Raw genomic sequence first — 21,650 nt, 5'->3', positions numbered from 1 at the left:
CCTCCACGGCAGCCGTGCTGCGTTGCACTGCGGTGGCCGATCGAATCACCGGCGCCTCCGACGTTGCCGAACCTCTTGTCGAGCACGTCCTCATCCCTGGTCGTCCTCTTTCTGACGCGCCAGCCGGCCGCGCCCCATTCGTCGACGACAACCCACGCACGTCGCCCCCCATTTCCGCAGGTTGTTGGCATCGGCCGACGATTCTGCACCGTGACCCGGGTCTTGCGGCAAGCCCCCCAGCGCGCTATAACTTGAGAGTGGCAAGGAGAGAGTTCTCCTTGCCTTTCCTGTTTTTCCGTCCTTTGGAACTGCCCAGCTTCTCGGGCAGCTCGTGGACAAGGCGACAAGGCCCTAGCGCTGTGTCTGGTCCTTCAGGGTGCCCCTGGCGCTGTTGCGGATCCGCTTGGTACGGCCGCCTTCGGCGAGAACCTCCAGGGCTCGGGTGTTCGCCTCGACGGCGGCCTTGAGTTGGAGCCAGTTGGACGACGCGAGCAGGTCGTCCCGGTGCCAGGGCAGATTGAGCGTGATGGCACGGAAGAGGGACCATTCCTGGAGCCGTCGGGTCAGAAAGGGATGGCCGGTCACGGTCTGGGCCATCACCTGCGCCCATCCCTGATAAGCGAGATCGAGACAGAGGTCAGCGGCTCGGCGGTCCAAGTGACGCAGCACGGCGGACCGGGCCATCGTCTGGTCCGGATCGTTGAGAACCCGGCTGACCCTGTCGGACTCATCTGCGTCAGTGACATGCCGCAGCTCGTCGAGGTAGGACGCGAAGCGTACGTGCTCGTCCGGCTCCTGCACGATGTCGTGAAAGTTCATGCGGGCTGCTCCTGGCGCCCGACCAGGAGACCTCGGACGGTCTGGTCAATCAGGGAGCCGGACCGGGTCACGCATTTGCCGGTGACTGCGTTGAGCACGCACGCGCCTTCCTGACCCGCGATGCAACGTGGGCCTGCTTGGAGAGGATCAAGTGATCCTTGGGGAAGGTACGCCGTCCGCGTGCCCTCCGGAACCACGAAAGCGTACGACTCGCCGCGGGGCGTGGCCTGGGCTTGTCGTGTGGCTGACAGTGGCTTTTTCGGGTGGTCGGCGGCGTTCGGGATATCGGTTTCCTTCGACCCATTGACGCCGCCTCTGAGCCGCCTTTACTTTTCGTCCGCAGTTCCGCACACCGTTCGTAGTGTCGAACATCGTTCGGCCTGGTCTACCTCGGCGGCGACTACGCCCGCATCGTCAACGCCTCATCGGCAAGGTCGTGGACGTCGCCGACCGCGGCACGCCAACGGTACCGACATACGCCGGTGGAGCTGGCTCAGCACCACCTGCCAGCAGTGGCGGCTCGTCCCCACGGCCGCCTGATCCCGAAGGGCCGCAACAGAAACATGAGACATCTCGCCAGACGGGTTCTGGTGGCCTCGGCGGCCGCGCTCGCCGTGCTCACCACCGTGACCACCCCTGCCCAGGCCGCCGTGCCCGCGTCCCCCGCCGTCACCTTCACCAACCCGATAGCCGAGCAGCGCGCCGACCCGCACATCTTCAAGCACACCGACGGCTTCTACTACTTCACCGCCACGGTCCCCGCGTACGACAGGATCGTCATGCGCCGGGCCACCACCCTCCAGGGCCTCGCCACGGCCCCGGAGACCACGATCTGGACCAAGCACCCCACCGGTGAGATGGGCGCCCACATCTGGGCCCCGGAGATCCACTTCATCGACGGCAAGTGGTACATCTACTTCACGGCCGGCTGGTCCAACGACATCTGGCGGATCCGCCCGTACGTCCTGGAGAGCAGCGCCGCCAACCCGCTCACCGGCACCTGGACCGAGAAGGGCAGGATCAGCCTGCCCCTGGACACCTTCTCGCTGGACGCCACCACCTTCACGCACAACGGCACCCGCTACCTGAGCTGGGCCCAGGAGGACCCGGCGCTCGGCCGCGGCACCAACCTGTATCTGGCGAAGATGGCCAACCCCTGGACCATCGAGGGCAGCCCGGTCATGGTCTCCAAGCCCCAGTACGCCTGGGAGACCGCCGGCCACCGCGTCAACGAAGGCCCGGCCGTCATCCAGAAGAACGGCAAGGTCTTCATGACCTACTCGGCCAGCGCCACCGACGCCAACTACTGCCTCGGGCTGCTGACCGCCGACGCCACCGCCGACCTGATGAACCCGGCCGCCTGGAGCAAGACTCCCACGCCGGTCTTCAAGAGCAACGACAAGACCGGCCAGTACGGCCCCGGCCACAACACCTTTACGGTCTCCGAGGACGGCAAGTCGGACATCCTCGTCTACCACGACCGCAACTACAAGAACATCACCGGCGACCCGCTCAACGACCCCAACCGCCGCACCCGCTACCAGAAGATCTACTGGAACGCCGACGGCACACCCAACTTCGGCATCCCCGTCGCCGACGGTGTCACCCCCGTCCGCTTCTCTTCCTACAACTACCCGGACAACTTCATCCGGCACTGGGAGTTCCGGGCCAAGACCGAGTCCAACGTCACCGAACTCGCCGACTCGCAGTTCCGCGTCGTCCCCGGCCTGGCCGGCAACGGCACCGTCTCCCTCGAATCGGCCAACTTCCCCGGCTACTACCTGCGCCACAAGAACAACGAGGTGTGGGTGGAGAAGGACGACGGCACCACCCTGTTCGACAATGACGCCTCGTTCCACGAGCGGGCCGGTCTCGCCGACCCCGCGGCTGTGTCGTACGAGTCGTACAACTTCCCCGGCCGGTACATCCGGCACTACAACAACCTGCTCTACACCCAGCCGGTGACTACCACCGTCGGCCGGCAGGACGCCACCTTCTACAAGGAGTAGGACCGGCCGGCCGCACCGATCGGGTTTCTGCGAGGGACCGGAACCGGGCCGGGGCGACCGGACTACGCGAAGAGCGATGTGATCAGTGAGCCATCGGCGCGTCACCTCAGAGCGGCACGCGGGTGGCTCACTGTCATGAATCGGCGCCCCTTTCGCAACAGACCCTCATCAGGAGCGTGGGAGGTACCCCCAGGCCGCCCGCTTTCGCTCCGCGTCCGGGCGGCACGCATCTGGTGCGTGGTCCAGGAATGCGGGGGCGGCCCGCGGCCGGAGGCCGCTGATGGGCAGAGCCTCACGCCCCTGGGGTGTCCGGTCGGGCCTGGACAGTCCGATGCCCGTACCCCCCTTCCGAGATTCCGTGACCTCCGCGTGCCCGTAAGAACGGAAAACCACGGTCAGCAGCGGTTCGAGCCAGCCCACACGACCACCCCCAAGGTCCACGTAGCCGTGCCGGTCAGAGCCGTGGAGCCTGTGCAAGCGCCGCCGCTTCCCAAGCTGAGAGCGCGAGTTCGATTCTCGTCACCCGCTCCATGATGAAACCCCAGGTCAGCGACCTGGGGTTGGTTGGCTATCCAGTCCAATTTTAGGGGAGTGCCCGCCGCGTGAACCGGCCGGGCTACTGCCCGTCGGCGACGACGTCCCAATGCTCGATGCTCTTTCCGTCGACCACCCGGAAGAGGTCCACGACGACGTAGTCGGAGCTGAAGACCCACACCAGGTCCCCGTCGGCGAGGGTGTTGCCGAACCGGGTCCCGCCGCCTCCGGTACTGCTGGGCGAGGGGGAGTTCTGCGTGTTCTGCTGGAAGAACCGCTTCAGCGGGGCCGTTCCGTTCGGGGCGATCGGGTTGTGCTGGTAGTACCGGGGATCCCAGCTCTTGTCGATCACGGTCGCGTCACCGTCGGAGAGCTTGCGGTACGCGTCGACGGCGAACTTCCGGTTCTTCTCCTCCTGTTCCTCGGACAGGGTCGGTTCCCCGTTCGGGTACCGGTACACGTCGCTGAACAGCGAGTTCCCGCTGGCTGCCTTCTTCGGCACGGTCTGCGTGATGCCCCAGTGCTCGACCAGCTTGCCGTTGTCGACCCGGAACAGGTCGGCCTTGGCCTGGCCGGTCGCCTCGTTCTTCGGGGTGGCCGACGCGTGCCAGTGCACGGCCACCAGGTCACCCTCGGCGGCCACGTGCTTGACGGTCGCCACCGCACCGGGAATCTTCGCCTTGACGACCTTGAACTCCTTGACCTGCCCGTCGGACCCGCCGGGAACCGACTTGTCGTGCTGCACGTAGTCGGTGCCGACGAGTTCCTTCACCACGTCGGTCTTGTCCTTGTCGAACGCCTCCGAGTACAGGCGCAGAACGAGCGCCTTGTTCCGCTCCTCGGAGGCCGACGCCGAGCGGGCCGCGGCGGACGTCGTCGACGGGGTGGCAGGGGCGTTGCCGGACGTGCTGCTGCAGGCGGTCGAGAAGCAGGCCACGGCAGCGAGCCAGGGCAGGGTCTTGCGGTATCTCACTTGAGTCTCCTGTGTACGGTCAGTCCGGTTCTACTTCGGGGAGTTCCACCAGGGGGTGCCGGCGGCGCGGATCGTGCGGGTGCCGCAGTGCACCTCGCCGCCGAAGGCGTGGTGGGTATGCCAGTCGTCCAGGTCGACTGCCAGGTCGCGGTCAGTGCCGTCGGGGCCGGACGTACGGGTGATCGTGACGTCGTACGTCTTCTTCTGACCGGCCTTCAGGCCGCCCTCGCGGTCGTAGACGCCGGTGCCCAAGCCCGGCGTCTTCAGCGCCTAGTCCAGCACTGTGTCGACCGGGGCCTTCACCGTGTAGTCGTGCGCGGTCGCGCCCGCCTTGATCGCCTTCCAGGCGGCGACGACGTCGATGAGGCCGACACCCTCCTCGTACGCCTGAACTCCCTTGATGTGCCGGGCGGTCGAGGTCAGCGCCGTGCGCAGCTTCACGGACGTCAGCTCGACGCCCTGCTGCTTCGCGGCGCTCAGCAGCAGCACGCTCGCGCCCGCCGCCTGCGGGGACGCCAGCGAGGTGCCGTTGTACATGGCGTAGCCGGCCGGCAGCTTCCAGCCCGACTCGGCGAGGGACGAGCCGGGCATCCAGGCCGGGATCGTGGTGACCGCGGAGCCGGGGGCCACGAGGGTCGGCGCGAAGCCGCCGTCCTCACGGGGGCCGCGCCCGGAGGTGGTGAACATCTGGTACTCGTCGGCCACGGCGGCGCCGTAGTTGGCGGCGAAGGTCTCCTTGGAGACGCCCGCGCCGACCGAGACGACCTTGTCGGCGAGGCCGAGCTCCGCGACCGTGTTGGCGCCGGGACCGGAGTTGCCGGTGGGCATGACGAAGGCCTGGCTCTCGGCGATGCCGGTGGCCGGGTCGTCAGTGCCGAAGCGGCCGACCTGGAAGCCGTCCTTGTACGGCTTCATCGGGGTGTCGTCGGTGAAGTCGCCGTTGTCGTCGACGTCGACGGTGACCGTGCCGGTGGCCGGGTCGTACAGGACACCCCAGTCGTCGGTGGTGTCGCCGTCGCGGTTGACGTCACCGTCGGAGCGGCCTGGCCTGTCCGTGACCTTGCCCTGCACGGTGACGGACTCACGGAAGACGCTGACCCGGTACGCGCCCTCGGGGGCCTTCCAGCTCGTGCCGCTGAAGGTGAAGGCCGGCCCGGAGACCGAGGTGGTCATCGGGCGCCAGGTGCCGTCGCCGTCGGTGACCGGGTCCGTGACGGTCACCCAGTCGACGATCTTGCGCTCACCGGTCGTCGTCTTCTGGAACGCGGGAGTGGCGAGGTCGACACCCGTGTCGAGGGCACCGATGGTGATGCCCCGGCCGTCCGCCTTCGGGTTCTTCCTCACGAAGTCGACGGCACCCGTCTCGAAGGACGGGTTGTAGGGGTTCCTCGCGGGGGTGTCGGCGCCCGGGCCGGGGTAAGTGGCCGCGGAGGCGCTCGACTTGCCCTGTTCGAGACTCGGCTCCTCCATGGGGATTTCGTCGCGCAGGTCGATGGCCTGCACGGAGGACAGCCTCGCGGCGGCGGCGATGGCCGACTCCGCCTTGCCGGTGGGAACCGTGGCCCGTACGTAACCGAGCTTGTCGTACGTACGGCCCACGGAGCCGCCCTTGACCGCGTCGAGCTCCCGGGCGACCTTCTCGGTCTGCCCCGGCGCTGTGGCGATCATCATCGTGATGTTCTTCTCGCGGTGTGCGTTGGCCTGCGCGAGGAGATCAGCGTCGTCCGAACCGAGCTTGTCACGGGCGGACTTGATGCCGGGGTCGGTCGTGACGGCGGGGCCGTCCGTGGCGAAGGCCGCGGGTATGGGGCCGGTCGCGGCGAGCGCGGCGACGAGACCCGCGGCCACGGCGATACGGGCGACGCGTCTCGCGCCCGACATCGGGGCCGGGTGGGGGGTGGGGGGGCATGCCTGATCCCTGGTGCTGAAGGAACGTAGCCATGGGCGGCCGGATCGAGGCATTCCGAGCCACTTCGACCGCCGCGGTCCGGGCATGAACCCGGATGATCGCCAGCCTTGCACAAGAGACCGATTTTGTTGAGAGTTCACGTATCGCGATCGCGACCCTGACACAAACATTCCACACACCATCGGGTTGCCCCAGGCGGCTGCGTCGCCAGAGCGAGTCTCCGAGAGCGGGGCCGCGCAGATGGGGCTGCCACGGTCTGGGGTGGGTCGCTCGTGTACCCGCGGGGCGTGCGGAGAGGAGGGCAGTGTCGGGGGTGTGAGCTTGAGGGCTTCTCGAAACCGAGTGTGGTTTCGAGAAGCCCTCCCAGTCCTGGGCGTTGGTGTCAGCCGAGGCGCCACTGCTGGTTACTGCCGCCGTTGCAGTCCCACAGTCCGACCGCTGCGCCGTTGGCGGTGGAGGCACCGGTCACGTCCAGGCACAGGCCCGACTGGACGCTGGTGATGGTGCCGTTGGCGTTGAGGTTCCACTGCTGGTTGGTGCCGCCGTTGCAGTCCCATATCACGACTTTGGCGCCGGCCGCGTCGAGGCACTTCGCACCGCCGTAGACGGTGAGCTGCTTGGCCGACGTCCTGGTCCAGGTCTGGTTCGTGCCGCCGTTGCAGTCCCAGATCTGCGTCTGGGTGCCGTTGGTCTGCGAAAGGCCGGGCACGTCAAGGCACTTGCCGGAACCGGTGGCGTGGACCGGACCCGTGGTGGTCCCGCCGGAGCCGTCGAGTCCGAAGAAGGCGATGGCCCGGGCCGCCATGCCGCTTTCGGGCAGGGAGTGCCCGACACCCTGGAAGCTGTTCGCCTCGACCGGTGCCTGCGCGCCGGCGGAGCCGTAGCGGGTGCGGGTCCAGTTGGACTGCGGGGAGTCGGTGTAGACCGGGGTCTGGCTCACCCCGAGCACATTGGTCCACTGCTTGATCTCTTCACGGAAGTTCGCGTAGTACAGCGCTTCGTCCTCGGTGCCGTGCCACAGCTGCATCCGCGGCCGGGGGCCGGTGTACCCCGGGTAGGCGTTCCGGACGAGGTCGCCCCACTCCTGCGGGGTCTTGCTGATCTGGCCGGTGGCGCAGGCAGTGTTCCAGCCGGAGCCGTCGGTGGTGGCGAAGCAGCCGAACGGCACGCCCATGAACGCCGCACCGGCCTTGAACAGGTCGGGGTACGCGCCGAGCATGACATTGGTCGTCATCGCGCCGGACGAGGCGCCGGTGACGTAGACCCGGCCGGCGTCGGCGTTCATGTTCTGCACGGTGTACCGGACCATCTGGGCGATGCTCGTGGGGTCACTGCCCCCGTCGTGCTTGAGCGCCTGGGGCGAGGAGACGTCGAAGCACTGCCCGCTGACGTTCGCGTCCGGGTAGACGACGATGAACCCGTGCTGGTCGGCCAGGCGGGCGAACTCCGTGTTGGAGTAGAAGGCGGGCCCCGTGCCGGTGCAGTAGTGCACTGCCACCACCACCGCCGGACGTGCCGGAGCGCTGTCGGGCTTGTAGACGTACATCCGCAGGTTTCCGGGGTTGCTGCCGAAGTTGGTCACCTCGGTCAGTGACGCCGCCGACGCGGTGGTGGCCGAGGCGCCGGTCAGTCCGAGCGCCGCGATCAGCGGCGAGATCGCCATCAGCAGGGCTACCAGTACATCTCTGACGCTTCTCTTCTTGGACTTCCGGGACATTGACGGCGTCCTTTCTGGATCCGGTGCGGCCGGGGGGAAGTGACCGGTTGGTGAAGCGCTTCGACGCTCCCATTGGCCCGGATGTGGTGTCAATGCCCGTGGGAGAAGCAAGGTCACGTTGTCTTCATGCCTTTGTTTCGCCAGAGACTTCTCATTGGCGTGAGCCGACAGGTGAAGCGCTTCGACACCTTCGGCCTGTTCCACGGAGCGCGAGACGCTGACCGCCGCAGGGCGGGCGGGCTTTGTCGCGCGCGGCATCGTGTACGTACTGATCGGGCTGCTGTCCATCCGGATCGCCGTCGGGAGCGGCGGGGGCCAGGCGGACCGGCAGGGCGCACTGCACGAGATCGCGACGCAGCCCTTCGGGAAAGCGATGCTCTGGGCGCTGGTCGTCGGTTTCGCGGCCATGGCGCTCTGGCGGGGAGCCCGCGCCGTGCTCACCACGGTGCCCCGGCGGAAGGCGGGTTCGCGACTCCTCGACGGCGGGCGGGCGGTCTTCTACGCCGCCGTCTGCTGGGCCACAGCGGTGTATGCGGCCGGTGGCGGCCAGGGCTCCAGCGGCAACGAGCAGTCGCAGGATCGGACGGCATCGGCGCTCAAACTGTCGTACGGCCAGGTATTGGTGGGAGCCGCGGGCTGCCTCTTGATCGGTATCGGCGCGGTACTCGCCGTCCGGGCGGCCATGCGGCGCTTCCTGCGGCATCTGGACACCACCGCCATGAGCCGTCGTACGAAGCAGGTCGTCACCGCTCTGGGCGTGGGTGGCGGCGTCGCGCGTGGCGTGGTGTTCGCCACGGCCGGGGTCTTCGTCCTGGTGGCGGCCGTCCGCTTCGATCCGGACGAGGCCAAGGGCGTGGACGCGACGCTCCGGAGCTTCGCGCAGACACCGGCGGGACCGTGGCTCCTGGTCGCCGTCGCGATCGGGCTGATCCTCTTCGGTGTCTTCTCCTTTGCCTCGGCTCGCTGGCGTCGGCTGTGAACGCTGCCCCGAGCCACTGCCAGCGCCGCTTCGGCAGCGTCTGCGGGAGGCGACAGCCCGCGCCAGGGTGGTCAGGCCACCAGCCCGGGGAGGGGTTCGGAGTCGTCGATGAAGGCGCGGGCCACATCGGACAGTCGCCGGTTGTGGGCGCGGGCGTAGCCGCGCAGGGCGGTGAAGGCCCGTTCCATGTCGATGCTCTGGCGTTCGGCGAGTTTGCCCTTGGCCTGTTCGATCAGTACCCGGCTGTTCAGCGCGGTCTGTAGCTGTTCGTTGAGCACGGTGCTGCGGTGGGCGGACCGTTGCTGTAGGAGGCTGATGGTGGCGACGTCGGCCAGGGCCTGGGCGATGAGTGTGGCGGGCGGGTCGAAGGGGCCGGGGGCGGCGCGGAAGAGGTTCAGGGCGCCGACGACCTCGTCCCGCAGACGCATGGGCAGGGCCTGGACGGCGCCGAACCCGCTGCGGTGGGCCGCCGTGACGAAGCGCGGCCAGCGGTCGGCCTCCCGGGTCAGGTCGGGGACGATCACCGGTGCGCCGGTGCTGAAGCACTCAAGGCAGGGGCCCTCGTCGTTCTGGAGCTGGAAGAGCTCCAGCAGGCGCACCTGTTCGTCGGAGGCGGCCATCACGCGCAGTTTGCCGTCCCGGTCGGCGAGCAGCACCCCGGCGGCGCTCGCGTCGAGCATGCTCACGCAGCGGTCGGTCAGCAGGCGCAGGAAGTCGATGAGGTCGAAGTCGGCGACCAGGTTGTCGGCCAACTCGACGAAGGTCTTTGCCAGGAGCTGCTGATTCATCGTGAACACCCTCGATTGAGACTAGTCCCGCCGGGAGGGGGCGGGAAGTGCAGCACGTTCGTCGGCCTGAACCGATGGGGTCAGTTGCCGTTGTCGGTTCATTTCGGTTCGCTGTCCGGGGAGAAGCGGAGCCGGTGGGCCACCACGTCGGCAGCCACGTCGGCGAGCCGGCGCCCTTGCGTATAGGCGTAGGCGCGGAGCCGGACGAAGGCTTCGTCGATGCCGACGCCGAGTTGGACGGTGAGGATGCCGGCGGCCTGGTCGATCTCTGCCCGGTATCCGCCCAGGTCCTCGAAGCCGTGGTTCGGTGACGGTGCGCCGGCCTGCGCGCCCGTCTCGTCGATCCGCCCGTCGAGCAGGAGCAGCGTCGCGAGATCGGCGAACGCCAGCGCGTCGGCCAGCTCCTCCGCGTCCAGCACGGTCGGCACGTCGGCGTACAGGTCGAGGACTCCCGGGCTGATCGCCCCGATCTGCAGGGGGAGTGCGAAGACGGCGCGTGCTCCGGCTTCCAAGGCCGCGTCGGCGAACACGGGCCAGCGGTCCTGCAGGCCGCCGGTCAGCAGATCGGGGGACAGGACGGCCGAGCCGTGGGTGAAGGCGTCCACGCAGGGGCCCTCGCCCAGGGTGAGCTGGAGCTCCTCCAACTGCTCGCTGATGTCGTCGGTGCTGCACAGCGGATGGCTTGCGGTGGTCTTGGACATCGCCGATACCCCGGCTCCGCCGACCGGCAATGCGGCCACGGCCGCGGTGCACACGTCCACCACACCGACCGGGCCGCCCCGTCGGGCCGCCTGCTCGGCGACCGCCACCTGGATGCGGGCCGACCGGCTGTCGGCCCTCATCCGGGCCACCGCGTCCAGGCATCGTGGGCCAGGCCCTCCAGCCGCGCCGTGGTTCGCTCTCCGAGGGGGAATACCAGCGCACGGAACACTGTCGGGCCCGCCGGCCGCCACACCTCTCCCATGTCCAGCCATCCCCAGGAGCGGAGGGACGCGAGGGTCGGGTGATCGTCCTGATCCACCAAGGTGGCGCCGAGGGATGCCTGGTGGCCGCTCAGCAGCCGCTCCTGCAAACGGCGGGCCACGTCCTGGTCCTGTGGGTGTGGCTGGACCAGGATGCTGGTGATCGCGAAGACGCCGCCGGACGCAGTGAGCTGCTCGACGCTCTGCGGCAGTGCTCCGTCGAACCCGAGCCACCAGATGCCGTCACTGGCCACCGGGAATCCGAAGACGCACCCCACCAGGTGGTCCGTCTCTGCGATCACCATGGCGAACCCCGGCCGTCGGATGTCGCCGGTGAGACGGTTCAGGAAGTCCTGGCGGCTGCGGCTGCGGTACGCCCCAGCGACGGACGTCTCTCGGGAGTCGACGTACAGATCCGCCAGCTCTCCGCCCAGGTCCTGCGCCAGCCAGCGGTTCACGCGGCGCAACCGCACCGCGTCCATGGTGGACGACTCGCCTGCATGCGGCTCTTGCGGCTGCCCCTGCCTGGGCTGGGCCTTCACCGCAGATCGCCCGAGAGGACAGCCACCAGCGGAACACTCCGGTCCGGCAGGGCTGGAGCGACCGGGTCAGGGATGTCCCCGAGAGACGGTGGCAGATGCCCGAGCGGAAGGCCGAGAAGCAGGAATCCGCTGCCGGTGAGGTCGAGGATCCGCCCCAGTGACTGTGGCGGGTTGTGCAGTCGCAGGATCCCGTGGGCCTCCTTGGTCCGCTGCGCGGCGTAGAGGAAGGCGTTGAGGCCGCTGCAGTCGCAGAAGGTCACAGGGGTGAGGTCGACATCGACGATGCGGATGCCGTCGCTCAGGCATCGCGCCAGCGCTGCGCACACCAGCGGTGCCGATTCCAGGTCGATCTCACCAGCCAGGGTGATCAGAGCCCGTTTCCGTCGGTCATGACGATAGATGGTGAGCCGTGGGAGGGGCATGACGCCTCGGTTCAGAAGACCATCCGGCAGCGAGATGGGGACGCCGGGAGTCCCGGCTCATCTTGGCGCGCTGCCGGCAGGGGATACGTGCGGCGGAGTCGGAACGACGGCCGGTCCGAGGACCTGCGCAACAGGACATAGGACCCGCCCGGTTCTCTCCAGGGATGCGTCGGGTGACGGACGAGAGGTCCGCTCCACGCAGCCATCTGTGTCGCGAAACGACAAGCCGCCGGGGTCTGGGACGCTTGTACGGCACGATAGTCCTACCCCAGTGCGACGGACGGCCCGAAGCCGCCCCATCTCAGGATGTGGACGATGTCGAAGTATTGGCGCGCTCATACCCGGTGCCCTGCACCGTACTTGGACCCATGACCGAAAGGCCGCTGCTCGTGTCGGATCCGGGTCCGGTCCACAGCACCCGTTGGAGGGCCAAGCTGCTGGATCTGGCGATCCTTGTTCTAGCTGCGGGGGTGCCCTTCGCTGTCGCGGTCAAAAGTCGACAACTGGGTTGTTGCACTTCTAGGGTCCCTCACCTCGCTCCTGACAGGCATGCGCCACGTCTTCGACCCGCAGGGAGATTGGATCTCCTTTCAGCCGGGCGAACATGCAGATCGAAACCGAGGTCGTCCGCTACAAGCAGGCCTTGGATGAGTACGGGGACCCGGCTGCCGCTCCAGGGATTCTTGCCGCACGCGTAGAAGAGATCTGTACAGAGGAGACGGGTACCTGGGCTCAGCGCCTCCCCCGTCCCGCCACCACCCTTGCCGCCTTCTCGTTGCTCGACTCAGCCGGCTGCATAGCGGCACGATCGAGAGGGGCAGCCCGTCTCAGTTTCCGTCGCATTCAGCGCCGTTCACGGCCGTTCAGGCGAGACCCGGAGCCGTCCCCGCAGCGAGGGTCAGCCGCCCATGAACCCCGGTGAACGCCCCTGCACAGACCTCGACAGCGCGCCACCACAGTTGTAAGAAGCCGTTGTCCTATCGATCTTGAGTGCGGTGTGATCGAAAGTGGCTCTCAGGGCGGGTGATTCTGCCGTGGCCGTGCATGAGGACAGGGGCCTCTGGTGCGGTTCGGAGGTGCTGGGGCAACGAGCGTTCCGGGAGGCCCTGTTGTCACTGTTGTACGCGGTCGACGGCGAGGAGTTCAACTCATCCTGCGGGGCGTGGAATTGCCCCGCCCACCGGTTCGGGAACGCGGCCGACCGGCCCGCCTGGGCCCGTTCCTACGACACGGATCTGACTGACGATCAGTGGCAGGAGATCCGGCCGCTGCTGCCGGTGCCGACCTGGCTGGAGGGCAAAGGCGGCAGGTCGGAGGAGTACTGCCACCGCGTGATGCTGGACGCGGTCTTCTACGTGGTCGACGGCGGCATCAAGTGGCGGGCCCCGGCCGACTTCCCGCCCTGGGACCGGGTCTACGCCTTCTGGCGGCGGTGGCGGGACAACGGGCTGATCGCCGAGCTCCGTGACAGGCTGCGCGGGAGGGTCCGCGAACGGGCGGGACGGGAGCCGGAGCCGAGTGCGGCGGTCATCGACTCGCAGTCCGTCAGGGCCGACGCGGTGGTCGGGGCCGCAAGCCGCGACTACGCCGGCGGCAAGAAGATCAACGGCAGGCGCCGGCTCGTCCAGACCAGCGTGAAGAAACTCGTCAATAACAATGCGAAGTGGCGCAATCAGGATCACGAGACACTAGCTCGCGCAATCAACCCAAATCGGGAGTTCGACAAGACCGTTCATGACCGCAGTATCGTGGAAACGCAGCTCTGACGGCTCCACGGTCAGGCCGAAACTCGTTGTTCCCGAGAGAAACGCGCGCAAGGCCTGCGCCGCAATGAGTCGTGTGACTGGAATGCCCAGGCATGAATGCCGCCCGTGACCAAACGTCAGATATTCGAAATCCCGACCGCGAGTGGGGTCAAACCTGTGGGCATCGGGAAGCACTGACGTGTCCCTGTTGCAAACGTCCACCCCGATGACGAGCAAAGTACCTGCGGGAACTGCGTACTTGCCTATCACGGATGGCTCCTTCGTCATCCGATAGATCCCCCGCGCAATCGGGCTCGCGTACCGCTGCACCTCATGGACGAGGCCAGGCAGCAGCGTCTCGTCATCGCGTACGAGACTCTGAGCCCTCGGATCTTGCGCCAGGCAGAGGATTCCATTCGTAATCAGTGCCGCCAACACCTCGACACCCGACAGCGCGAGCAGTCGAGTGTTCGCCGCAACCTGTCGATCGTCGAGAGAAGGTAGTTCCGCCATCAGGTCCGACACGAGGTCATCGGCGGCGTGAGCACGCCTGTCGCGTACCCAGTCGACGAGCGTGGCGTCAAGTTCGCGCACCGGGTACCCCTGGTAAACCGCGGTCCTCAGGGCCGAGACGAGGTTTTCGTCCAGTCCAAGCAATCGCGACATTACGCTGTCGGCGATGGGCACGCCGATAGACGCGACCGCGTCGAGCCTTCCCAGGGTGAGAGCGCTCTCGATCGAGAGTTGGACATCCTGAATCAGTTGGTCCGAGACATCGCGCACGCGAGTATCGATGACCCTCCGAAGTGCGCGCCGTACGCGACGATGCTCTTCCCCATCGGTTTGGTTGACCGCGAAGACCATCTCGGACATCGAATCCGGATGCGACTCGATCGAATCCGGATGCGACTCGGCCGGCTCGTCGAAAACGCTGGCCATGAGTTCGCCCGCACTGCCGTAGGTTTCGACGTCGGACAAGATGCGGGTGGCTTCGCGATGATCGTTGACGAGCAGTCCCACTCCTGCCGTTCCCATGCGCATCGGAACGATGGTGGCGGCTGGATCCGCCGACCCTCGCAACACAGTCCGCTCATCGAGTGTCTTGCGGAAGAGAATGTTGCCTTCAGACACACCAGACTCCTTGCCTTACGGCAATACCCACACAGTGGTCGCCGGAACGAAAGACGAGGTCGTGCAATTCAAGAGCGTGCAGACTGGCCGCCTCTACGGGGGTGATCGTGTGCCCCCAACGGCTTTCGTCAAGAACGGCTGCCGCCGGTTCCGAGCGGTCGATATCGAAGCGGCGTCGCTCCCCGTAGCGTGTGTCCTCAACGGCTAGGAACGTCGGACCGCGTCGAACGACAAGGGATCCTCCCTGCTGCGCCGACCACGCAAAGGTGCCGTCCGACTGCCGTGGCGGGTCGAGGTGGCGAAGGCACCCGACCTCGAGGGCGCCACAGTCGCCGCTCCACGAAACCCGCAAACCAACGCCGCGCGCGTCGCGGAGCAGCGCGATCAAGGAGACGAGTTCGCGATCGCCCATCTCCGACATGGCAAAATGACCGACCAGTCGAACCCCGGCGTATCCCGACCGGGTCAGGGTGACGAGATTCTCCCTGCTCTGCACCGAGTGGAGATTCACTGGCGCGAAGAGCCTTCGTCGGTTCGACCGCCGCTGTGCTGTCTGCTTCGTCACCAACGCAATCCTGTCGCGAGCGCCAAATAGGTGGAATCCTCATGAAAAACGATTCCGAGCTCTGTCCAGTTCTCAACGAGCTCTTCGAGCTGGCCTTCCCGCACTGCAATCCCGAGCGAGCGCATCGCGGAAGCGAGTGCAGGAAGCGTTTTACCCTTGGCCAGTGCACGGTAGGCCTCGGCCTCGAGACCCGGTTGAAGCACCACCTCACGGGAGGGCCAGGCGGGCCGGTCGTCGACGACGACGAGCGAGTCGTCCGGCGCCGGCAGAGCGACCAGCCGAGAAGTCGATGCGGTGGACTTCCAGTTCGCGACCGCTTCGCGCAACATCTCACCCGTCTCAGGTGATATGCCGGCGGGCTCGGACTCGAACACGTAAACGAGGTCATCGAGGGCGTCCACTACCCCCTCGTAAGCGCTCACCAGGTTGCGCGAGGGACCGAGAGCCCGGAGACCGAGTTCTGGATCGTCGAAGTAGGGGCTGAAGCGTTCCAGTTTGATCGGGAACGCCCCGGCGGGCGGCGTCAGATGATGGAGGGATGGGAGCGAGTCGATCAACGCCGTGTAGTCGCGGTCATCCTCACCGGGGAAACCCACCAGGATGTTCCACGACGGATAGATCCTGCAGGTGGCACAGTCTCGTAGGAATCGCACGTTCTGCCACCCGGTCACACCCTTGCGCATGATGCGTAGGATGGGTGTGCAGAGGCTCTCGACACCCGGTTGTAGTTGCGTGAAACCGGCGCGCGCAAGGGACTCGAGTTGACTGAAATTGAGGTTCGACTTCACCTCGGCGAACAACCGGACGTCCCATTCAGCGGGCAGTGCCATATCCGTGGTCAGTTGAATGACATGTTCGGGCGCCAAGATGTTGTCAGCAAACACCAGGTCAAGCACGTTGTGCCGATGGATAGCCCGGCTGGCCTCCGCTTGCACGCGCTCGGCGGGCTTTGCGCGATGGGCCATGGCCGACCCGTTCAAGCCGCAAAATGTGCAATGGTGCTTCGCACCCCACCAGCATCCGCGGCTGGCCTCCAGAGGAATCTTGACATCGACGAATGGACCGGCCGGAGACTTCCGCAAATCGCGGAAATAGTGATCGTAGACAGGCTCCGGCACCGCGTTCATGGAGACGGGTGTCGGTCCGATGGGGTTGCTTACCGAGGCTCCATCGATGTCGGATCGCCAGCACAGGCCAGGCACGGCACGCAGCAGTTCGTCATGCCTTTTCTCGTCACCGCTACGAAATCCTGCGATGTGGGCGATGAGTGGCGCGATCGAGCGCTCCGCCTCGCCCCGGATCACGTAGTCGAACTCCGTGCGAGCGCGGTGGACTGCCGTACCTTGAACGCCGTCGCAGTTCGCCCCGCCGAGAATCGTGACGATGCTTGTCTGCAACTCCTTGACACGGTGCGCGAGCGCGAACGAGGCAATGTTCTGATCGAACGTCGTCGTCAACCCCACGACATCGACACCTGACGTTACGAGATCTCGGGCCAACTCGTCGATGAAGGCAGGCGCCGCGCGGAACATCGCACAATAGGCATCAGCGTGCTCACTGTCGCTCACGAGGTCATAGAAACTCGTGTGGCGTGGGTCGATACCGGGGCGGAAATAGCTGGAGAAGACCCATTCGCCGACCCCGAACACTTCAGCATCGACGATCAGTTCGTAGTGCTCACGTTCGAGGCCCGCCTCCCGGACCAAGAAGTCAAGCCACCGAATATTGGCATAGACGACGTCGAGCTTCTCAACTTCTCCGCGCTGCTCGAACAACGGAGCGATCGTGCTCAGCGCCAGTGAGGGCATGTCAACCACGGCCCAGGGCATGCAGACCAACGCAACCGAAAGGGCATCCTCGTGGACGACCGGCGGGGTTAGATCCAGCACCGGTCGTTTGTGCCCGATCTGCATCAATTCCACTTCGGCTCCTCATCGATTAGGGGCGTTGCTCGAGATGGTCCGTTTCAGGATGCCTCTTGGTCGGCGGGCTTCTCGATCTTGGTGGTCACCCGTGCCCCTCGGAAGAGCACCGGCATCCACAGGAGGCATGCCAGCAGGGGGACCGCCGCGTAGGTGGCCATGCCCACACTGGAGCCCAACCCGTCCATGAGAACGCCGAGGACGAGATAGCCGGTGCCGATGAGCGCCGACTCCACGAATGCGATCATCGACAGCAGGCTCGCCCGATGGCGCGACGGCACCGCCTCGTTGAACACGTTGTCCACGAGCACGGCGGTGATCTCGGGAATTCCGACCAGGACCAGGAACGCGGCGATGGTGACCCAGACAAGGCCGAGGCCGCTCAGGCCGAGCGCCACGGCGAGCGTCAGGAGAGACACCGGGGCGATGACCCGATACCCGATGCGCCGGTTCGCGCGGTCCGAGAGCAAGGGAGTGAGTCCGCCGACGAAGAATCCCGCCGATATGACCACGCTGACCAATGCGGTGCTTGCTCCCTGATCGGAGAGGGTCTTCTGCGTGAAAATGATGTACGGCGTCAAAGTCGCATGCATCAATCCGGACACCACGACAAGCGTCACGAGCGCCGGCGTGGCGACTCGAAGCATCGCCCGCCAAGCCGTGGCGTCGCTGTGCGCCTCCTCGGCTCCGTCCTGTTCGTCCACCGCGTCCACGCCGCGGATCTCGGGCACCCGTGACATCAGCACCACCACGGCCATGACGAGGCACGCCGCCGAACCGACGTAGACGACTCCCCAGGAAATCTGCTGCAGTTGGCCGCCGATGACGATGGCGACTCCCGAGGTGACCGTCCCGAGCATGGTGAACCGGGACTTGATCTTGACGTAGCTGGCCGTTGCACCACGACGCACGAGCAGGTCGTACAGCAGGGCGGTGTCCGAACCGGACACACATGCCATGCCCACGCCCTGCCCGATGAACAGCGCGAGGAACACCCAGTAGTTGGAGAACGTCCCCTGACCGAGCAGACATCCAGCAATCAGCACCTGGCCGATCACGATGCTGGCGCGCCTGCCGATTCGGTCGGCGATGATTCCTGTCGGCATCTCTGCAAGTCCGCTGACCAGGAAGATCAGGGTCTGCAGTAGGGCCACTTGCCCGACGGAGAAGCCTCGCTCATAGAGGAAGAGGACGAATACGCCGCGCTGGAACATCGTGTTGGCGAGCACGGCGTATACGTAGAACGGGCGCGTGACGCTTCGTGCTGCATCGTCGACTGCAGCCGATCCGCCAAGGGCCTCCGTGGTGCCGGTCATGCTGCGGGCTCCCCCTGGTGACTCCGGTGATCATTGGTGTTGGGCCTCCGCCGTCGACTGGAACCTCCAGCCGTAATTCGCGCAGGACATGGGGCCGACCCTCCGGGAACCGTTGCCGGCGCCGCGGCCATCTTCGGTGGAACACGTTCTCAGACACACCAGATCCCCTGGCGTACGGGTAGGCCCACACAGTAGTCACCGGAAGAGAAAGCCAAGCCGTCCAGTGTGAGGCTGTGAAGGCCGGTCCGCTCCATGGTCGTGATCTCGCGTTCCCAGTCGACGGCCTCGAGAACGTTCGCCTCGGGTGTGGAGCGGTCGATGACGATGCGTCGGCGGGAACCCAGACGCGTGTCGTCGACGGAGATGACCGTCGGACCGCGCCGTGCGAAAAGCTGCGCATCAGCTCGTGGCGACCATACGAAAGTGCCGTCAGGCCGACGCGGCGGATCGAGGTGCTGGAGGCATCGGACGTCGAGGTCGCCGCATTCGCCACTCCACAAGACCCGCAGGCCGACGCCGCGCGCGTCGCGCAGCAGTGCGATCAGGGCGACGAGATCGCGATCGGGCATGGAGGGCATCACGTGATGTCCGGACAACCGCAATCCGGCGTAACCCCTTCGCGCCAGGGAGACGAGGTCCGACCGATTGCCGACGGAACGGAATTCCATCGTCGCGAACAGGTGCCGACGGCTCGTCCGCGGGCGTGCTGCCGGCGGGGTCACCAACGCGGTCCCGTCGCGAGTGCCGGGTAGGTCGAACCCTCGCGGAACGTGAGCCCGAGCGTGGTCCACTCCTCGACGAGCGCTTCGAGTCGGCCATCGCGTGCCGCTTCGTCCTGTGGATCGGTCCGACCACTCCGAGACGTCGCGCTGTGCTCGACGAGCGGTCCGATCGAGTGCTCCGCCTCGCCCCGGACGACATAGTCGATCTCGGTGCGGGCCTGGTGGATCGCCGTGCCCTGGACGCCGTCACAGTTCGCCCCGCCGAGAACCGTGACGGTGGTCGGGGACAGTTCCTTCACCCGCCGCGCAAGCGCGAACGAGGCGATGTTCTGATCGAAGGTCGTCGTCAGGCCGACCACGTCCGCACGGGACTCGACGATCTCTGCGAGATGCTCCGCGCCGCCCCCTGCTTTGTCGACGAGCTGGGCCAGGAGCCACCGGATGTTGGCGTAGAGGGCATCCAGCCGTCCGACTTCGCCCCGCCCTGCGAAGAGCGGGGCGATCGTGCTGATGGCCAGGGACGGCATGTCGACCGGAGCCCAGGGCATGCACACCAGCGTGACCGAGAGCGCGCCCTCCTCCACCACCGGCAGACTCGGCTCCGGCCGGTCGTGCCCGATCTGCAACAACTCCACTCCGGCTCCTGTCACCGGCTCAACCTCATTCACCTACCAGCTCACGGGCATCTTCTTGACGCCGTACCCGAGCCCGTCGTCCATGAACGGGAGGTCGCCGAGGTCGGCGGCCAGGGCCAGTGTCGGAATGCGCCGGAACAAGGCGGCGAACACGACCTGGAGCTCCAGGCGGGCCAGCGGTTGGCCGGTGCACTTGTGCACACCGAACCCGAAGGCGAGCTGCTGGCTGGCATCGCGGCGCAGGTCCAGCACCCCGGCATCGGGGAACACGCTTTCGTCGCGGTTGCCGATCTCCTCCGGGAGGATCAGACCCTCGCCGGCGCGGATCACCTCCCCGGCGATCTCGATGTCCTCCACGGCCACGCGGCGACGGCCGGGCTGAACGGTGGTCAGGTACCGCAGCAGCTCGTCGACGGCCGCGGCGACCTCGGGGCCGTCGGAGTCCTTCAGCACAGTGATTTGGTCGGGATGTTGCAACAGGGCCAGCGTGCCCAGCGCAATCATGCTGGCCGTGGTCTCGTGCCCCGAGATCAGCAGGAACAGCACCAGCATCACCATCTGGTGCCGGTTCAACTGGCCGGTGGCCAGCCGTTCGGTGGCCAGTTGGGACAGCAGGTCGTCCTTGGGGTCAGCGAGCTTACGGCCGATCAGCTTGGCCAGGTAGTAATACAGCTCGCGCTGGGACTTGTTCACGGCGTCGTCCGGGACGTCGCTGCCGGTCATTGTCCTGATGGCGTGGTGGAAGAAGTCGTGGTCCTCGTAAGGGACGCCGAGCACGTGGCAGATGGTGATGGACGGAATCGGCAGGGCGAAATCCGCCACGAAATCCGCCGGCTTCGGGCCGGCCAGCAGAGCATCGATGTGGTCGTCGACGACTTGCTGGACTGTGGGCCGCAGTTGCTCGACCTTGCGGGGGGTGAACGGCCGGGCGATCATCCGGCGCAGCCGGAGGTGCTCGGGGCCTTCCATGGCGGTCAGGAACTGGCCTTCTTCATGGTGGTCCTGCAGAAACTGACTGTGGAACGGGTAGCCCGGCTGCATCCAGTCCGCGCTGACCCGGCGGTCCGACAGCAGCGCGCACTGCTCCGCATGCCTCGTCACCAGCCACGGAGTGCTGCCGTCCCAAAGCCGAACTCGGACCAGCGGCGCCCGTTCCTGTAGCTCGGCGAGCTCCGGTGCCGGATCCAGCGGACAACCAGGCGCCCTGGGAATCGGAAAGAACGGGACTGCCGTGGATTCCAGATCAGGAACGTTGGCCTGCGAAGACGTCACAATCCTAGCTCCGTCCCGAATGTCACATAACGGAAGACACATCGAAAGCGGGGGCCGATGGCACCGACACCCTCCAGACAGATGCACGAACCATGGGCCGAGTGTTCGTCGGGAGACGATTCCTCAGCTCAAGACACCTCATGGCCGCCGGCAGGAAGGCCCTGCCGAATGCCCTGAATGACTGGGCTGGTTGAATGGAGTGATCGCCGAATCGGCTTCCGCGACCTGCGGATTCCGGTGCCTTGACCTTTTGCGCCACATGGCGGGAAACCATCCATGTTCAGCCCTTGTCCGCTGAAGGTGAGCAGCATCAAACGGCGACCTCTCCGCTTGGCACTGTTCCGAACCGGCAGCAGCCTACCCAGAATCGATCAAGCCCTACAAGGGGCGGGAATGCCCCGGCATCCGTCAGTCAGCGGACATCGGGGCAAGTACGCGATGCGGAGTTTGCGCACGCGAGCCTCTGCCGGAACCGCACGGGTCGTCAGCAGTTCCTTCCTCACGAAATGCCCCCATCCGAAGTGGTGAAGTACTGCTTCCCCCTCTGGCGCGACGAGGGCCCCGACTCCAATCGTCGCAGGCCACAGGGCACTTCCTCATTCCCGGCGACATCACTGCCGCACATCGGCCGACGGATCCGGGATCAGGTGTGGCACCGGGAAACGCGTGCACACCCCATTGACGAGAC

At 66.5% G+C, this 21,650-nt stretch carries 17 protein-coding genes and 1 pseudogene; 3 read left to right on the top strand and 15 right to left on the bottom strand.

Going from position 1 to position 21,650, the window contains the following annotated elements; translation table 11 throughout:
• Positions 1 to 351 precede the first annotated feature (351 nt).
• A complete protein-coding gene (locus tag ACZ69Q_RS34975; protein WP_471049948.1) occupies positions 352 to 819 on the bottom strand; it encodes a hypothetical protein in 468 nt (155 codons plus the stop codon).
• Positions 820 to 1,382: 563 nt separating this feature from the next.
• Here ACZ69Q_RS34975 and ACZ69Q_RS34970 point away from each other — a divergent pair.
• Complete coding sequence (locus tag ACZ69Q_RS34970; protein ID WP_471049945.1) at positions 1,383 to 2,828, top strand: family 43 glycosylhydrolase; 1,446 nt, start codon at positions 1,383 to 1,385, stop codon at positions 2,826 to 2,828.
• A gap of 616 nt (positions 2,829 to 3,444) precedes the next feature.
• Here the strand turns inward: ACZ69Q_RS34970 and ACZ69Q_RS34965 are convergent.
• The 3 genes and pseudogenes from ACZ69Q_RS34965 to ACZ69Q_RS34955 form a co-directional block, all read right to left on the bottom strand.
• Positions 3,445 to 4,335 (bottom strand): nuclear transport factor 2 family protein, encoded by an 891-nt coding sequence (locus ACZ69Q_RS34965; RefSeq protein WP_471049943.1) that lies wholly within the window; start codon positions 4,333 to 4,335, stop codon positions 3,445 to 3,447.
• A gap of 51 nt (positions 4,336 to 4,386) precedes the next feature.
• Positions 4,387 to 6,216: pseudogene (locus ACZ69Q_RS34960) on the bottom strand (S8 family serine peptidase); the annotation flags it as partial.
• A 410-nt stretch (positions 6,217 to 6,626) separates the two neighbouring features.
• Positions 6,627 to 7,961 carry an extracellular catalytic domain type 1 short-chain-length polyhydroxyalkanoate depolymerase gene (locus ACZ69Q_RS34955; protein ID WP_471049941.1) on the bottom strand — a complete coding sequence of 445 codons (1,335 nt, stop codon included), beginning with the start codon at positions 7,959 to 7,961 and terminating at the stop codon, positions 6,627 to 6,629.
• A gap of 217 nt (positions 7,962 to 8,178) precedes the next feature.
• Between ACZ69Q_RS34955 and ACZ69Q_RS34950 the strand changes: the two genes are divergently transcribed.
• On the top strand, positions 8,179 to 8,940 hold the full coding sequence (locus ACZ69Q_RS34950) for a DUF1206 domain-containing protein (RefSeq protein WP_471050288.1): 762 nt from the start codon (positions 8,179 to 8,181) through the stop codon (positions 8,938 to 8,940).
• A 71-nt stretch (positions 8,941 to 9,011) separates the two neighbouring features.
• Here ACZ69Q_RS34950 and ACZ69Q_RS34945 read toward each other — a convergent pair whose 3' ends face one another.
• The 4 genes from ACZ69Q_RS34945 to ACZ69Q_RS34930 all read right to left on the bottom strand — a co-directional run bounded on the left by ACZ69Q_RS34945 (position 9,012) and on the right by ACZ69Q_RS34930 (position 11,654).
• Complete coding sequence (locus tag ACZ69Q_RS34945) at positions 9,012 to 9,728, bottom strand: GAF and ANTAR domain-containing protein (protein WP_471049938.1); 717 nt, start codon at positions 9,726 to 9,728, stop codon at positions 9,012 to 9,014.
• A gap of 98 nt (positions 9,729 to 9,826) precedes the next feature.
• Positions 9,827 to 10,570, bottom strand: coding sequence for an ANTAR domain-containing protein (locus tag ACZ69Q_RS34940; protein WP_471049935.1), 744 nt, complete (start codon positions 10,568 to 10,570; stop codon positions 9,827 to 9,829).
• Positions 10,567 to 11,172 carry a hypothetical protein gene (locus ACZ69Q_RS34935; protein ID WP_471049932.1) on the bottom strand — a complete coding sequence of 202 codons (606 nt, stop codon included), beginning with the start codon at positions 11,170 to 11,172 and terminating at the stop codon, positions 10,567 to 10,569. The genes ACZ69Q_RS34940 and ACZ69Q_RS34935 overlap by 4 nt, the downstream gene beginning before the upstream one ends.
• A 56-nt stretch (positions 11,173 to 11,228) precedes the next feature.
• The gene (locus ACZ69Q_RS34930; RefSeq protein WP_471049930.1) at positions 11,229 to 11,654 is read right to left on the bottom strand and encodes an STAS domain-containing protein; all 426 of its coding nucleotides are present in this window, start codon (positions 11,652 to 11,654) and stop codon (positions 11,229 to 11,231) included.
• 1,118 nt (positions 11,655 to 12,772) lie between these two features.
• Between ACZ69Q_RS34930 and ACZ69Q_RS34925 the strand changes: the two genes are divergently transcribed.
• A complete protein-coding gene (locus tag ACZ69Q_RS34925; protein ID WP_471049927.1) occupies positions 12,773 to 13,420 on the top strand; it encodes a transposase in 648 nt (215 codons plus the stop codon).
• Here the strand turns inward: ACZ69Q_RS34925 and ACZ69Q_RS34920 are convergent.
• The 7 genes from ACZ69Q_RS34920 to ACZ69Q_RS34890 form a co-directional block, all read right to left on the bottom strand.
• Positions 13,343 to 14,530: a cytochrome P450 gene (locus ACZ69Q_RS34920; protein WP_471049925.1), complete on the bottom strand. Its 1,188-nt coding sequence runs from the start codon at positions 14,528 to 14,530 to the stop codon at positions 13,343 to 13,345. The two genes, ACZ69Q_RS34925 and ACZ69Q_RS34920, sit on opposite strands and share 78 nt — an antisense overlap.
• Positions 14,523 to 15,095 (bottom strand): DUF5825 family protein, encoded by a 573-nt coding sequence (locus ACZ69Q_RS34915; protein WP_471049922.1) that lies wholly within the window; start codon positions 15,093 to 15,095, stop codon positions 14,523 to 14,525. Before ACZ69Q_RS34915 ends, ACZ69Q_RS34920 begins: the two co-directional genes overlap by 8 nt.
• A complete protein-coding gene (locus ACZ69Q_RS34910) occupies positions 15,092 to 17,008 on the bottom strand; it encodes a RiPP maturation radical SAM C-methyltransferase (RefSeq protein ID WP_471050285.1) in 1,917 nt (638 codons plus the stop codon). The genes ACZ69Q_RS34915 and ACZ69Q_RS34910 overlap by 4 nt, the downstream gene beginning before the upstream one ends.
• 53 nt (positions 17,009 to 17,061) lie before the next feature.
• Positions 17,062 to 18,333: an MFS transporter gene (locus tag ACZ69Q_RS34905; RefSeq protein ID WP_471049919.1), complete on the bottom strand. Its 1,272-nt coding sequence runs from the start codon at positions 18,331 to 18,333 to the stop codon at positions 17,062 to 17,064.
• 149 nt (positions 18,334 to 18,482) lie between these two features.
• Positions 18,483 to 18,902, bottom strand: a complete 420-nt coding sequence (locus tag ACZ69Q_RS34900; protein ID WP_471049916.1) for a DUF5825 family protein — start codon at positions 18,900 to 18,902, stop codon at positions 18,483 to 18,485.
• A 149-nt stretch (positions 18,903 to 19,051) separates the two neighbouring features.
• Complete coding sequence (locus tag ACZ69Q_RS34895) at positions 19,052 to 19,705, bottom strand: cobalamin-dependent protein (RefSeq protein WP_471049914.1); 654 nt, start codon at positions 19,703 to 19,705, stop codon at positions 19,052 to 19,054.
• An 18-nt stretch (positions 19,706 to 19,723) separates the two neighbouring features.
• Positions 19,724 to 20,962: a cytochrome P450 gene (locus ACZ69Q_RS34890; protein WP_471049912.1), complete on the bottom strand. Its 1,239-nt coding sequence runs from the start codon at positions 20,960 to 20,962 to the stop codon at positions 19,724 to 19,726.
• Positions 20,963 to 21,650: the final 688 nt, after the last annotated feature.

It is taken from the genome of Streptomyces sp. NPDC036764, assembly GCF_055609385.1.
This window is presented reverse-complemented; position numbering and strand designations above follow the sequence as displayed.